The 12,818-nt window shown below is 63.4% G+C and carries 13 protein-coding genes and 3 tRNA genes; 5 read left to right on the top strand and 11 right to left on the bottom strand.

The window, feature by feature from the left end:
• Complete coding sequence (locus tag EJO71_RS15395) at positions 1-1,008, bottom strand: serine/threonine-protein kinase (RefSeq protein WP_019656438.1); 1,008 nt, start codon at positions 1,006-1,008, stop codon at positions 1-3.
• A gap of 91 nt (positions 1,009-1,099) precedes the next feature.
• On the opposite strand from EJO71_RS15395, the gene EJO71_RS15390 reads away from it, so the two are divergent.
• The 4 genes from EJO71_RS15390 to EJO71_RS15375 all read left to right on the top strand — a co-directional run bounded on the left by EJO71_RS15390 (position 1,100) and on the right by EJO71_RS15375 (position 5,260).
• Positions 1,100-2,023 (top strand): YicC/YloC family endoribonuclease, encoded by a 924-nt coding sequence (locus EJO71_RS15390; protein ID WP_125949255.1) that lies wholly within the window; start codon positions 1,100-1,102, stop codon positions 2,021-2,023.
• A gap of 20 nt (positions 2,024-2,043) precedes the next feature.
• Positions 2,044-2,664, top strand: a complete 621-nt coding sequence (gene gmk / locus EJO71_RS15385) for a guanylate kinase (protein WP_125949625.1) — start codon at positions 2,044-2,046, stop codon at positions 2,662-2,664.
• A 43-nt stretch (positions 2,665-2,707) separates the two neighbouring features.
• Positions 2,708-2,911, top strand: coding sequence for a DNA-directed RNA polymerase subunit omega (gene rpoZ / locus EJO71_RS15380; protein ID WP_007835875.1), 204 nt, complete (start codon positions 2,708-2,710; stop codon positions 2,909-2,911).
• 93 nt (positions 2,912-3,004) lie between these two features.
• A complete protein-coding gene (locus EJO71_RS15375) occupies positions 3,005-5,260 on the top strand; it encodes a bifunctional (p)ppGpp synthetase/guanosine-3',5'-bis(diphosphate) 3'-pyrophosphohydrolase (RefSeq protein ID WP_125949256.1) in 2,256 nt (751 codons plus the stop codon).
• 7 nt (positions 5,261-5,267) lie between these two features.
• Here the strand turns inward: EJO71_RS15375 and greB are convergent, their stop codons facing one another.
• From greB to EJO71_RS15345, 6 genes are all read right to left on the bottom strand, one after another.
• Positions 5,268-5,843 (bottom strand): transcription elongation factor GreB, encoded by a 576-nt coding sequence (greB, locus tag EJO71_RS15370; RefSeq protein ID WP_125949257.1) that lies wholly within the window; start codon positions 5,841-5,843, stop codon positions 5,268-5,270.
• Positions 5,844-5,899: 56 nt separating this feature from the next.
• A tRNA-Arg gene (locus EJO71_RS15365) sits at positions 5,900-5,976 on the bottom strand.
• Between the two features lie 128 nt (positions 5,977-6,104).
• Positions 6,105-6,181, bottom strand: a tRNA-Arg gene (locus tag EJO71_RS15360).
• Between the two features lie 81 nt (positions 6,182-6,262).
• A tRNA-Ile gene (locus EJO71_RS15355) sits at positions 6,263-6,339 on the bottom strand.
• 31 nt (positions 6,340-6,370) lie between these two features.
• Positions 6,371-7,378 (bottom strand): heat-inducible transcriptional repressor HrcA, encoded by a 1,008-nt coding sequence (gene hrcA / locus EJO71_RS15350; protein WP_125949258.1) that lies wholly within the window; start codon positions 7,376-7,378, stop codon positions 6,371-6,373.
• Positions 7,379-7,431: 53 nt separating this feature from the next.
• On the bottom strand, positions 7,432-8,025 hold the full coding sequence (locus tag EJO71_RS15345) for a recombinase family protein (protein ID WP_125949626.1): 594 nt from the start codon (positions 8,023-8,025) through the stop codon (positions 7,432-7,434).
• Between the two features lie 118 nt (positions 8,026-8,143).
• Here EJO71_RS15345 and EJO71_RS15340 point away from each other — a divergent pair, with 118 nt between their 5' ends.
• Positions 8,144-8,368: a hypothetical protein gene (locus tag EJO71_RS15340; RefSeq protein WP_116266997.1), complete on the top strand. Its 225-nt coding sequence runs from the start codon at positions 8,144-8,146 to the stop codon at positions 8,366-8,368.
• Here the strand turns inward: EJO71_RS15340 and EJO71_RS15335 are convergent.
• The 4 genes from EJO71_RS15335 to EJO71_RS15320 form a co-directional block, all read right to left on the bottom strand.
• Positions 8,357-9,232 carry a hypothetical protein gene (locus tag EJO71_RS15335; protein ID WP_125949259.1) on the bottom strand — a complete coding sequence of 292 codons (876 nt, stop codon included), beginning with the start codon at positions 9,230-9,232 and terminating at the stop codon, positions 8,357-8,359. The two genes, EJO71_RS15340 and EJO71_RS15335, sit on opposite strands and share 12 nt — an antisense overlap.
• A 797-nt stretch (positions 9,233-10,029) precedes the next feature.
• Positions 10,030-11,121 (bottom strand): zonular occludens toxin domain-containing protein, encoded by a 1,092-nt coding sequence (locus EJO71_RS15330; RefSeq protein WP_116268605.1) that lies wholly within the window; start codon positions 11,119-11,121, stop codon positions 10,030-10,032.
• Complete coding sequence (locus EJO71_RS15325) at positions 11,118-11,402, bottom strand: DUF2523 domain-containing protein (RefSeq protein WP_116266952.1); 285 nt, start codon at positions 11,400-11,402, stop codon at positions 11,118-11,120. The genes EJO71_RS15330 and EJO71_RS15325 overlap by 4 nt, the downstream gene beginning before the upstream one ends.
• 82 nt (positions 11,403-11,484) lie before the next feature.
• The gene (locus EJO71_RS15320) at positions 11,485-12,549 is read right to left on the bottom strand and encodes a virulence factor TspB C-terminal domain-related protein (protein ID WP_164546826.1); all 1,065 of its coding nucleotides are present in this window, start codon (positions 12,547-12,549) and stop codon (positions 11,485-11,487) included.
• Positions 12,550-12,818 lie beyond the last annotated feature (269 nt).

Raw genomic sequence — 12,818 nt, 5'->3', positions numbered from 1 at the left:
TCATGCAGGGCGCGTGGTGGGCGCGGCAGCCTTGGGCAGACCCTTCTTGTCGAAGGAACGGATGTTGTCGATCGACAGGCGCACCTTCTCGCCCACCGTGAGCTTCGTGTAGCGGCGCTCGCCCTCGCGGCTGAGTTCCTTCTGCAGCGCGAAGACCGACTGCGGGCGCGACAGCGGGTCGAGCGACATGCACCACTCGACCACCTCGATCAGGTTGTCGGAGTACACGCCGCGCAGGCGCGACAGCGACAGGCTGAGGCGGTCTTTCTCGATGCGCCGCGGCGCGTCGTTGGGCGGATAGCCCTGCATGCAGGCGTAGATGCAGGCACCGATGGCGTAGATGTCGGTCCAGGGGCCCATGGACGAATCGCGCCGGTACATCTCGGGGGCCGCGAAGCCGGGGGTGTACATCGGGCGGATGAAGATGCCTTCCTTGCTGAGCACTTCGCGCGCGGCGCCGAAATCGATCAGCACGGCGCGGTCGTCGTCGGTGACGAAGATGTTGGCCGGCTTGATGTCCAGGTGCAGCATCTTGTACTGGTGGACGATGCGCAGGCCGCGCAGGATCTCGTCGAACAGCGAGCGGATGGTCGACTCGCGGAACACCTTCTGCTTCTTCAGGTCGCGCGCCGTGACCACGAAATCCTGCAGGGTGGCGCCCTCCAGGTAGTTCATGACCATGTAGACGGTCTCGTTCTCGCGGAAGAAATTGAGCACGCTGACCACCGAGGCATGCGAGATCTGCGCGAGGGAACGCCCCTCCTCGAAGAAGCTCTTGAGGCCCAGCCGGTAGAGGGACAGCTTCTCGGGCGGCACCTGCGGCGCAAGCTCGCCCGGCCCCCGGGTGGCGAGCGACGACGGCAGATATTCCTTGATGGCCACCTGTTGTCCGCTGGAATCGATGGCGAGGTAGACGACACCGAAACCGCCCGCGGAAAGCCGGCGTACAACGCGGTAACCACCAATGACCGTATCGGGCGGCAGGGGCGTAGGCTTGACCTTTGACATAATCCGGGAGTTTCGCCCGAAGGCGATGGTGCGGCAAGCGAACGCCGTGCCGACGCCTCGGTGCATGCAAGCAAAACCACAGTGAGGCGCAATGCCAGTTTACAGCATGACCGGCTACGCCAGCGGCCAGAACGGCCCCGCAGGCAGCCACTCCGAAGCCGAGGCACGGCCTTCCGCCGCGGGCCGGCTCGGGGTTGAAATCCGCTCGGTCAACAGCCGCTTCCTCGATCTCACCTTCAAGCTGCCGGAAGAGCTCCGCCAGCATGAAACCGCCCTGCGCGAGCTGCTCACGGGCAAGCTCAAGCGCGGCAAGGTCGAAGTGCGCGCCGCCATCGAGAGTACGGCCCAGGCTGGGGTGGTCGAGCCCTCCGTGAAGCTGCTGCAGCGGCTCAACGGGGTACAGGACAGCGTCAAGGCATGGCTGCCCGGCGCTCGCGAGCTCAGCGTGGCCGACGTGCTGCGCCTGGCCGGCGGCGACAGCGCCGCCCGCGGCGACTGGGGCACCGATCTGCTCGAAGTGACGGGCAAGGCGCTCGAAGACCTGATTTCGGCTCGCCAGCGCGAAGGCACTCGGCTGGCCAGGATGCTCGAAGCCCACCTCGCCCAGCTGCGCACCCTGGTGCAACAGGCCGGCCCGCTGGTGCCGCAGCTGGTCGAACAGCAGCGCACCCGCTTTCTGGAGCGTTGGCAGGAGGCCATGGGGCTGACCGCCGGCACGGGCGGCACGCTGCCCGAAGCCGCCCAGGACCGCGCCCTGACCGAAGCCACCGCCTTCGCGATCCGCATCGACGTGGCGGAAGAACTCACCCGGCTGAATTCGCACCTCGACGAGATCGAGCGACTGCTCAAGAAGGGCGGAGAAATAGGCAAGCGCCTCGACTTCCTGATCCAGGAGCTTCATCGCGAGGCCAACACCCTGGGCTCGAAGTCGGCGGCGCTGGAGCTCACGCGCATCGGCGTGGACATGAAGGTCCTGATCGAGCAGATGCGCGAACAGGTCCAGAACATCGAATGACGACGAAGACGAGCGAAAGAATGGACTACCCCGGCAATATCTTCGTGGTGGCGGCGCCCAGCGGCGCCGGCAAATCGAGCCTGGTCAAGGCGCTGATGGAACTCGATTCGGCGGTGCAGCCTTCGGTGTCCCACACGACCCGGTCGCCGCGCGGGCAGGAAAAGCACGGCCGCGAGTACTTCTTTGCCTCGCCAACGGAGTTCGACGCGCTGATCGCGGCCGATGGCTTCGTGGAATGGGCCCATGTGCACGGCCACCGCTACGGTACTTCAAAGAAGGCCATCGAGGAGCGCATCGCCCAGGGGGCCGATGTCATCCTCGAGATCGACTTCCAGGGCGCACTGCAGATCCGCAAGACCTTTGCCAACGCGGTCATGATCTTCATCCTGCCCCCCAGCTGGGAAGAACTGCGCTCCCGGCTCGAACGGCGCGGCGAAGACAGTGCCGCGGTCATCGAAACGCGGCTGAAGAACGCCGCCGAAGAGATGGCCCAGGCCGGGCAATTCGACTTCGTTATAATCAACGAGTTATTTGAGCGCGCACTTTTCGATCTCAAGGCGATCGTCCACGCTCAGCGACTCCGGTATTCCGCGCAACGCCGTGCGCGTGCCGACACCTTCGCCGCACTGAACATCCCCTGATTTCCGAGCTCACCGCTCCCAGACCGACCGAAAGATTCTCATCATGGCCCGCATCACCGTCGAAGATTGTCTCGTCAACATTCCGAACCGCTTCCAGCTCGTTCTGGCCGCCACGTACCGTGCGCGCATGCTGAGCCAGGGCCATGCCCCCAAGATCGAGAGCAAGAACAAGCCCGCCGTGACCGCCCTGCGCGAGATCGCCGAAGGCAAGATCGGCCTCGAAATGCTCAAGAAGGTGCCGGGCTGATCTGACGCAGCCCTGCAACGAAAAGGCACCGCAAAGCGGTGCTTTTTTTATGTCCGGCCGCGTCCATACAGCGGTCACGCTAAAGTGGTAGCCATGAGCGCGGTCGCCAAATCTCAGTCCCATGCCCCGAAAGGCACGCCGAAACCGAGTCCGGCGGCGCTGAACGCGGCCGCCGCGAGCTTTGCCGCACTGACCGCCCGACTGGACTACCTGAGTCCGGAAGATACCGAACTGGTCCGCCGCGCCTACCGCTTCGCCGACGAGGCGCACCTGGGGCAACTGCGCAACAGCGGCGAGCCGTACATCACCCATCCCATCGCCGTGGCGGCACAGTGTGCCGAGTGGAAGCTCGACGCGCAGGCACTGATGGCCGCCCTGCTCCACGATGCCATCGAGGATTGCGGCGTCACCAAGCCGGAACTCATCGAACGCTTCGGCGCTCCGGTCGCGGAGCTGGTCGACGGGCTCACCAAGCTCGACAAGCTGCAGTTCAACACCCGCGAAGAGAACCAGGCCGAGTCGTTCCGCAAGATGCTGCTGGCCATGGCGCGCGACGTGCGCGTCATCCTCGTCAAGCTGGCGGACCGTACGCACAACATGCGCACGCTGGCCGATGCACCGCGTGAAAAATGGGGCCGCATTTCGCGCGAGACGCTGGACATCTACGCTCCCATCGCGCACCGGCTCGGGCTGAACCAGACCTACCGCGAGTTGCAGGAGCTGTCTTTCCGGCATCTGAAACCGTGGCGCTACGCCACGCTGTCGAAGGCCGTTGCCAAAGCCCGCGGCCGCCGACGCGACCTGATCCAGAAAGTGCAGAAAGAGGTCGAAACCGCCTTTGCGGCAGCCGGCATGACGCTGCGGATCGCAGGACGCGAGAAGACGCTCTATTCGATCTACCGCAAGATGGAAGAAAAGCACCTGAGCTTCGCCCAGGTGACCGATATCTACGGCTTCCGCCTGATCGTGCCGAACGTGATCGCCTGCTACACCGGGCTCGGCATCCTGCACCAGATGTACAAGCCCCTGCCGGGCAAGTTCAAGGATCACATCGCGATCGCCAAGCTCAACGGCTACCAGTCGCTGCACACCACGCTCGTCGGTCCGGCCGGCGTGAGTGTCGAATTCCAGCTGCGGACCGAGGCAATGCACGTGGTGGCCGAGTCCGGCGTGGCCGCGCACTGGCTGTACAAGGCAGCCGAGCCGAATGCAGCCAACAACGACCGGCTGGGCACCAAGTGGCTGCAGTCGCTGCTCGACATCCAGGACGAGACGCGCGATGCCGCCGAGTTCTGGGACCACGTCAAGGTCGACCTGTTTCCCGACGCGGTCTACGTGTTCACGCCGAAGAGCCAGATCATGGCGCTGCCCCGCGGCGCCACGGTCGTCGACTTCGCCTATGCCATCCACAGCAATATCGGCGATCACACTTCGGCAGCACGTATCAACGGCGACCAGGTGCCACTGCGCACCGAGCTCAAGAACGGCGACGTGGTCGAGGTGATCACCGCGCCAGTGTCGACGCCGAACCCGGCCTGGCTGGGCTTCGTGCGAACCGGTCGCGCGCGTTCCAAGATCCGCCACTACCTGAAGACGCTGGCGCATGCCGAATCCGAAGGGCTGGGCGAAAAGCTGCTCGCGCAGGCGCTGCGCGCCGAGGGCTTGAGCAAGTTGCCCGAGGAAGACGAGGAGCACCAGGCGCTGTGGGAAAAGCTTCTGCGCTTCACCGGCAACCGCACCCGCTCCGAGTTGCTGACCGATATCGGCCTGGGCAAGCGCATCGCGAGCATCGTCGCGAAGCGGCTGGTGGCGATGCTTTCCGAGCTGGGCGAACGGCCCGACGCACTGCTGCTGAGCCGCGAGCGCTTCATCTCGCACGAAACCGTGTCACAGGGCGCGGTCACGCTGGACGGCAGCGAGAACTCGTCGGTGCGTTTTGCGCTGTGCTGCCGGCCGATTCCCGGCGACCCGATCGTCGGCTATCTCGGCCATGGCGAAGGCCTGGTGGTGCACACGGAAGACTGCGGCGTCGGCCAGCGGCTTCGCCACAAGGACAGCGAACGCTTCTTCGCCGTCGAGTGGGCGGACGAACCCACGCGCGCCTTCGAGACCGGCGTGGTCATCACCGTGCGCAACGACAAGGGCGTGCTGGCGCGCGTCGCAGCCACGCTGGCCGATGCAGAAGCCGATATCACGCATGTGGAAATGGCCGATGAAACCCCGCAGGATTCGACCGACCTGCGCTTCGTGATCGCCGTACGCGACCGTACACACCTGGATGCGGTGCTGCGCGCCGCCCGACGCACCGCGTCGGTATTGACGGCATCCAGGACGGTTCCTGCCCCCTGACCTGCCGTTACTCCGCCGCCGGGCGCGGCGTGGGATAGCTCACCGACAAGATCTCGACCTCGTGCGCCCCGCCCGGCGTAACGAGCTTCACCACATCGCCTTCGCGCGACTTGAGCAGCGCCCGCGCAATCGGCGAGATCCAGCTGACCTGCGACTTCGCACTCTCGGCTTCGTCGATCCCGAGAATCGTGACGCTGCGCTCATCGCCTGTTTCGTCTACGTAGAGGACGGTGGCGCCAAAGAAGACCTGGTCGCGCCCGTGGTGCACTGAAGGATCGGTGACTTCCGCGATTTCGAGGCGTTTGGTGAGAAAACGGATGCGGCGATCGATCTCGCGCAGGCGCTTCTTGCCGTAGAGGTAGTCGCCGTTCTCGGAGCGATCGCCGTTCTTTGCGGCCCAGTGCACGGTCTCGACGATCTTGGGGCGCTCCTCGTCCATCAGCTGCAGCAGCTCATCGCGCAGGCGCGCGTAGCCGTCGGGGGTGATGTAGTTCTTGCCGCCCGCGGGGAGCGGGGGCAAGGCACCATCGGCGCCGTCGTCGTCTCCGTCGGAATCCGTTTCCTTGGTGAATGCCTTGTTCACGCCAATCCTCCAAAAAGAAAAAAGCCCGCAACTTGCGTTGCGGGCTTTCTTTATAGTGGTGCGGCTGGCAGGAATCGAACCCACGACCCCTTGGTTCGTAGCCAAGTACTCTATCCAGCTGAGCTACAGCCGCACAGCTAGCGATTATAGCCCGCTTTATTGTCCATTTTGGATTTACACGAGCGAACTGTCACGAAAGTAGCTCGAGAGGCCCGAAAAAGAAAAATGCCCGGAAGACGAATCTTCCGGGCATTTTCAAGATGGTGCGGCTGGCAGGAATCGAACCCACGACCCCTTGGTTCGTAGCCAAGTACTCTATCCAGCTGAGCTACAGCCGCGAAGCTCTCGATTATAGCCTGTTTTTGGCTACTCCCCGAAAGCATGACGAAACATGCAAGATCGAATCGCCAAGGGAGTGGTGGTAGGCCGTGCTGGGCTTGAACCAGCGACCAACGGATTATGAGTCCGCTGCTCTAACCAACTGAGCTAACGGCCCACGCGGGACGATTCTATTCGCGCCGCGAAGCCTACTTGCGATGACTCAGCGCATTGCTCACCAGGCGCGACGTGATGTCGACGATCTGGATCATGCGTTCGTAAGGCATGCGCGTCGGCCCGATCACGCCCAGCGTGCCCACGACCTGCCCGTCGACCTCGTAGTTGGCGCTGACGATGGACAGTTCCTCGAACGGCACCACCTGGCTCTCGCCACCGATGAAGATGCGCACGCCCTCGGCCTTGCTCGACACGTCGAGCAACCGCATCAGCTGGGCCTTCTGCTCGAAGAGCTCGAAGGCACGGCGCAGATGCCCCATGTCGCTGGAGAAATCGCTCACCGACAGCAGATTGCGCTCGCCGGAGATCACGACATCATCTTCCTGCGCCTCGGTCAGCACTTCCGAGCTGACCTGCACCGCGGCCTGCATCAGCGTGGCGATCTCGCCGCGCAGCGTCTCGATCTCGGTCTGCAGCCTGTCGCGCACCTGCTCGATGGTCAGGCCCGCATAGTTCGCGTTGATGTAGTTCGAGGCCTCGACCAGCTGCGACTGCGAGTAGTCGGCCTCCGGGAAGATCACCCGGTTCTGCACGTCGCCATCGGGCGAGACGATGATCACCAGCAGTCGCCGCTCCGACAGCCGCAGGAACTCGATCTGCTTGAACACCGAGGCGCGCCGCGGCGCCATCACCACACCGACGAACTGCGACATGTTCGACAGCAGGTGCGCGGCGTTGGCGATCACCTTCTGCGGCTGGTCGGGCGCGAGGCTCGGCGCGGTCATCTGCTCGCGCTGGGCGGTCAGCATGGTGTCGACGAAGAGGCGATAGCCGCGGTGGGTGGGAATGCGGCCGGCCGAGGTATGAGGGCTGGCGATCAACCCCAGCGCCTCGAGGTCGGACATGACGTTGCGGATGGTCGCCGGCGACAGATCGAGCCCCGAGGAGCGCGACAGCGTGCGCGACCCGACGGGCTGTCCGTCAGCGATGTAGCGCTCGACGAGCGTCTTGAGCAGCAACTTGGCACGGTCGTCCAGCATTGCAAGATTTTAGTGTTGTACGTTGAAAAATTCGGGAAACGGCGTTGCATAGCCTAGCTCACCCGCCGAGCACGAGCCCCGCCCCAGCTACGACGACCCACCCCGCACCTCACCAACGCTGACCTTACGGCAGTAGGCGACACCCCGAACAACGACGCCACCTCCCCCAGCGTGAACCCCTCAGCATAGAGCTTTGCCGCAACGCCAGCTTCCTCGCCATTCACCAGCGAAGTTCGCCCAAACTGCACCCCACGGGCCCTAGCAGCCACCCTCCCCGCCTCACACCGCTCCCGAATGATGGCCCGCTCTAGCTGGGCGACAGCACCGAGAATCTGAAGCACAAATTCGCCCATAGCCGAAGACGTGTCTATCGGCTCAGTCAGCGATTTCACCGTGCAACCTGCACGCTTCAGCCGATCAAGCAGCTGAAGCAAATCCTTCAAGCTACGCGCCAACCGATCCAGCTTGTAGACCACCAACGTGTAACCCGGCTTCAACGCATCAAGAGCCCGATGAAGCTCAGGACGCGCACCTACGCCGCTGGTCTTCTCAGCGTAAATCTCCTGAACACCAGCAACGCGCAAAGCATCGAGTTGCAGCCTCGTATCCTGCTCGCTCGTTGACACCCGTGCATAACCAACCAGCATCTGATCCCCCAGAAACAAACCATCAAAAGATGGACGTATTTGGCCGCTCCTACGATGAAACTCACACGCTGACAACCGCCACCCCGACGCGCTGTAGACTGGCCCGAAGGAGAGAACCATGAGCGTCCAAGACAGAGACTGGTACTGGAAAGACAAAGCGGAAAAAGAACGTACTGCCGCCACCCAAAGCCACACGGCGCAAGACCCAGACGAACTAGTCAGGCGAGTCAACGAGTCGGCCACCCCGAAGCTATGGGGCGCGGACTGGCATTGGTCAATCCAACTGCTGGTGTGGCTCTGCATCGCGGTTCTGCTCCTCATCGCGTGGCGGCTAGTGCGGTAACTCCCGCTCAGCCTCCTTGCAGAACCACAACCTATCGTTGAAGTGGTTCGCCCGCAGGGCAATCGTGGTGTCGCCGGGCAAATGCTCGTAGCAGAGGCCGATCAGCTCCGCATAGCTGCACTCGACTTCCATCGTGTGGACCTCGCCCACCTGGACACCATTGCTACGGCTGTAGCGATTCGACTCGCTGGGCGCGTCCTTGTAGTCCTTGGTGATGTACTTCGAGACGTAGGCGGCCATCTTCGCAAGGGTCCATTTCCGGTGCCATTTGCCGCGCTTCTTTCCACCCACGAAGCACAGCCCGTTGTTGTCGCCAACGATGGAGCGCCAGATGCGGGTGCCCAGCTCGAAAGCCTTAATCTTGGTCCCCTTCAGCTTCACGTGCTGCGGCAGCTTGTGCGTCGCGAGGTGAACGTGCATTGAGCCCCGGTCTTGCCGCTCGAACGCTGCGCAGTAGCGGAACTGACCACCGAGGGCACGCTTCATTCGGCGAACCCATTCCTTGAAGTGGACCTTGCACAGCTCGCGATCCTCTTGGTTGTCGCGGTAGGTCAGCGTCATGAGCTCGTTAAAGCCTTCGGTGATGATCACCCTTCGGCAAGTCGTTTTGGCCCTGTTGGCGGCCGATCTGAGGGCCCTCTCGCGCCGTTCCTCGATGAGGTCTGCATCCTCGACTGGATCGACCGGCCGAATCGGGGTCCACCCGTCACGCTTGAACCCGAAATCGTGGACCTCGCGCCACATGATGTACGGCGCTGCGCTGCGCTCCATAACGCCGTTGGCCTCCCAAGTGCGGATCACCCACTTGTCGGGGACCACTACCCCTTCGAACCACAGACCGTTAACATACCGCTCCATTGGCATGGTTTCCTCCTAGCTTCTCTGCCAATCCGGACCCGGGACGTTGACGCGTCGCCGGGTCTTTTTTTACCTATCGCACTCGGCGTGCGATCGACTGATTCACGTGCGCCGGCTTCGTTGATTCATCCGGCCGGGACTCAAGCGCCTCCCAGATCAACCGCCGAGCTTCACCATCAATCGAACGGCCGTTTTTCTCGGCCGCACGCTCAACAGAAGCCCACCACTCAGCAGGCATCGCAACGGACCTACGGACCCACTGACCACGTTTGAAATAGCGCGCCATAGAGGTGTGTTCCAAAGTGTTTTAAGAACAAGTTAGGCCGCGCTGCGCGCGGCCTCGGCTGGCGCTTCGCGCCTATCCTTCGGCCCCCCGCGCGCGGCTGCCATCGCCATCTGCACAACAACGGACAGGGGGCTACGGCAGCAGCGCCCCTCCGGGCACTCGCACTGCAGCCGCTCGCACTGCACCAGCTCGCACACCCCTCGCACTCGCATTCCGCTTTGCTGCATGTCTACGTGTCTACGGGGTGTGTCTACGCTGGCTCCGTGTCTACGCGTCTTCCGTGTCTCCGTGCCCTGCGTGTCGCCGCCGCCTTCGCATTGAGTCCTGGAGCCCGCAGCCGCGGGCGTTTCTTTGGCCGGCCAGAGATGAGGCAGGGGCATGTAACCCACGCGGCACCAGAGACGAGATGCCTCCGCCACAAGGGCTCCGGCGTTTTGCTTTGCAGTAGCGCGAGCGCTGGCGCAGGGGCACGTAAACAGCGTCATGCCTTGCCCGGGCAGTCCCATGCTGCGCGTGATCACCGCTTGGCATCCCTGACGCCCACGGGATCACGGCGACCCGGTGCGTCGATGATGACCGCCGAGGGCATCGGCGCGGCCTCGGCGGCGGGTTTCTCGTGCTGCAGCATGGTGGGAGCTGCCTGCGCCATCTTCACCTCGACGTAGGGGTCGAATGGCGGATTGGCGAGCCAGTCGCGGCACTCGGCCTCGCTGATGTTGGCAACAGTGCCCTGTTGCGTGTAGCAACGCACGGTCTTGCCCATCACGTAGCCCGCAGCGATGCGCGGCATCACTGTGACCTTGCGCAGCTGATCGAATGCTGGCGCTGTCTCCGGCTTCGAGCTGATGCGCGGTATCCAATCGACGCGATCGTCGATGAGCTTCGGGCCGCTGTCTGCAGAGGACAGCCCACCGGTAGCCGCCGCACCGACCTTTGCCACATTGCCGGATGGTGTTGCCGCCGGTGCGCTCATGCCGAGGGCAGACGCTGCGCCCGGCTTCGCAACGATGGTGTTCCACACGCGCCATGCCATCACGCACACGCCCACCAGCGCGGCCACCATGACGACCAGCATCCACGGAAACGAACGCACAGGCTTGACGTGCAGGCTGCTGGACTTGTAGTCCTTAAAGATTGCCTTCGGCAAACGATAGCGCTTCTTGATCGGAGCGTTCTTCCAGGCAGTACGGCAGTTGTCCGCACACTCAGGCCACTCATACCACCAGCGCCCGAGAACGCCCAGTTCCCGCAGGTGGACGTGGCGACCTATCAGCGCACGGACGTTGCTGTCCACGAGGTTCGGGCCTTGACTGATGATGTAGAAATCCAGCCCGCGATGCCGGTGCGTCTCGAGCTTGGCCACCGAGTCGGGGACCTTATTCCCAGGGCCACGGGGGCGCCAGACGTTCTGCACCTCATCGATGATGATCACCGAGCCATCGGGCACATCCTCGTGCCACTTGTTCGGATCGGTCAGCTCGGTGTGCGGAATCTTCAGCTCGGGGATGCCGAAGACGAACATCTGCCGATCCTTCGACAGCTCGCGAAGCATGGAGACGAGCGCTGCGGTCTTACCGGTGCCAGGAGCACCGCTGATGAACGTGATCATTGCGTGCCCGTCTGCAGAGCAAAGCGCTTCAGCACGAGCCACGCAAGGCCCGACATGATGCCGCCGCTGGTGATCGACATGAAGTCGAAGAAGCCCGCCATGGCGAGCAGTTGGGCCACGTCGCCAGCGAGGCCCGCGAAGGCCGTCTTAGCGGCCTGCAAGCCCTGCGAGAGCGCGGCATTAGCCCCCACGTAGGTGACGGTGCCGACACCCATCGCAGAGAGCACGCGGGTAACGATGGGCCAGCTGATGCTGGCGATCCAACCGGCTATTCCTTCCATGACAGCAACTCCTTGCGGCCTTCCCAGACCTGCATGACGACGAGCGCCCAGCCGAGGGCGTGAATGAAGAGTTCGATATCGCTCATGAATCCTTCCTTGCGAAGCCGAAGAAGGTGAGCGCAGCAGAGAACCATGCGAGCGCGATGACCATGGGACGGATGCCGCTTGCGAACAGGCACAGCGGCTCGTAGCTGAAGGCGATGGGGCCGAAGCTCAGGCTCGCGTGCTTGTCGGCAGGGCAGCTGGCGTTCGATGCACCCCAGCCGCCATCCGGTGTGATGGCGAGCGGCTTGTTCTCGTTGGGCACCGGCTTCGGTTCGAGATAGTCGGGCTTGAACACCTGACACGCGATGATGTCCGGATGCTCCTTGCAGAGATCGAACTGCTCGGGCTTGTCGCCCTGGGGACTGCCGGACGTGACGGCCTGCGGCCCGGTGATGCCGGTAGGGCTGGTGCCGGTCAGATCCTCGGGACGTGCATCGAGACGGAATGGATCGTCAATCGTCGGTGCGGGCGTGAACCGCGTGACCGGCTGCCGGTATTGCTGCGGGTTGGTGTTGGGGATCGGGACCGGGTTGCCCTGAGGGACACGCAGCGGCTGTGCGTTGGGCGGCGTGGACTGGTCCGGGTTGAAGATGAACGGTGACTGCGGGTCCAACGGATACGGATAGCCGGGAGGCAGCTGCTGCGGGAGCGGCTTCGTGGACATTTCCTCCTCGACCTGCTCCACCGTGAGCGGCTGCGGGTTCAGCGACGAGATGCAGCCTGCAGGTGTCTTGTACCAACCTGCTGGGCAGTTACTGGCATTGCCACGATTCTGCCCAACGTTTTGCGTGCTGTCCCACTCGCCCGTCGAAATACGATAACCCTTGAGCTGGCAGATGCCGTAGCCCCACGTGCCCCCGGTGGTCGAAATCACACCGACCGCTTCGTACCGAAAGGTCTCATTCGTCGCGATAGCAGCGTAAGCAGAACACGACTCCTCCCGCGTGTCTTTAAGCGCTTGGCCGTTCGTGATGTATTGATAACCATCGGACTGCGGCGGCGTATAGGGCTGGCCCTTGTCATCGACGAAGCAGGTGCGGGTCCACTGTCCGTCCACCTTGCCAATGCAGTACGAGGCAATCCAACCAACCGTGAGCGCCAAGCCGACACCGGGAATCAGACCACGTGCAGCGGCACCAGCAAGACCGCGAGCCGCACCACCTCCGATACGAAACGCACCGCCAGCAGTGGGCCCACCCGGAATCTTCGGACCCGGTACACGCGCAAAAGGCTGCCGCTCCAACACCCCCTCCAAGGCAGTCGGAGCAGACGGCGTGAAGGTTCCACCACCTGCACCACCAGCGTAACCAGCAGGAGGCGACGGCGAAACATAGCTTGCATCGGCACCAGCCGACCCAAGCAGCAGAAGAG

It is taken from the genome of Variovorax sp. 679 (assembly GCF_003952185.1).
In the GTDB taxonomy this organism is placed as follows: Bacteria; Pseudomonadota; Gammaproteobacteria; order Burkholderiales; family Burkholderiaceae_C; genus Variovorax.
Note: the sequence above shows the minus strand (reverse complement) of the source record. Positions and strands in the feature narration are given on the sequence as shown.

What these genes read in the sequence shown, in the direction of transcription:
- rpoZ (WP_007835875.1), top strand. Translation starts at nt 2,708, where the DNA reads ATGGCCCGCATCACCGTCGAAGATTGTCTCGTCAACATTCCGAACCGC.
- hrcA (WP_125949258.1), bottom strand. Translation starts at nt 7,378, where the DNA reads ATGCTGGACGACCGTGCCAAGTTGCTGCTCAAGACGCTCGTCGAGCGC.
- EJO71_RS15375 (WP_125949256.1), top strand. Translation starts at nt 3,005, where the DNA reads ATGAGCGCGGTCGCCAAATCTCAGTCCCATGCCCCGAAAGGCACGCCG.
- EJO71_RS15330 (WP_116268605.1), bottom strand. Translation starts at nt 11,121, where the DNA reads ATGATCACGTTCATCAGCGGTGCTCCTGGCACCGGTAAGACCGCAGCG.
- EJO71_RS15325 (WP_116266952.1), bottom strand. Translation starts at nt 11,402, where the DNA reads ATGGAAGGAATAGCCGGTTGGATCGCCAGCATCAGCTGGCCCATCGTT.
- gmk (WP_125949625.1), top strand. Translation starts at nt 2,044, where the DNA reads ATGGACTACCCCGGCAATATCTTCGTGGTGGCGGCGCCCAGCGGCGCC.
- EJO71_RS15340 (WP_116266997.1), top strand. Translation starts at nt 8,144, where the DNA reads ATGAGCGTCCAAGACAGAGACTGGTACTGGAAAGACAAAGCGGAAAAA.
- EJO71_RS15395 (WP_019656438.1), bottom strand. Translation starts at nt 1,008, where the DNA reads ATGTCAAAGGTCAAGCCTACGCCCCTGCCGCCCGATACGGTCATTGGT.
- EJO71_RS15345 (WP_125949626.1), bottom strand. Translation starts at nt 8,025, where the DNA reads ATGCTGGTTGGTTATGCACGGGTGTCAACGAGCGAGCAGGATACGAGG.
- EJO71_RS15390 (WP_125949255.1), top strand. Translation starts at nt 1,100, where the DNA reads ATGCCAGTTTACAGCATGACCGGCTACGCCAGCGGCCAGAACGGCCCC.
- EJO71_RS15335 (WP_125949259.1), bottom strand. Translation starts at nt 9,232, where the DNA reads ATGCCAATGGAGCGGTATGTTAACGGTCTGTGGTTCGAAGGGGTAGTG.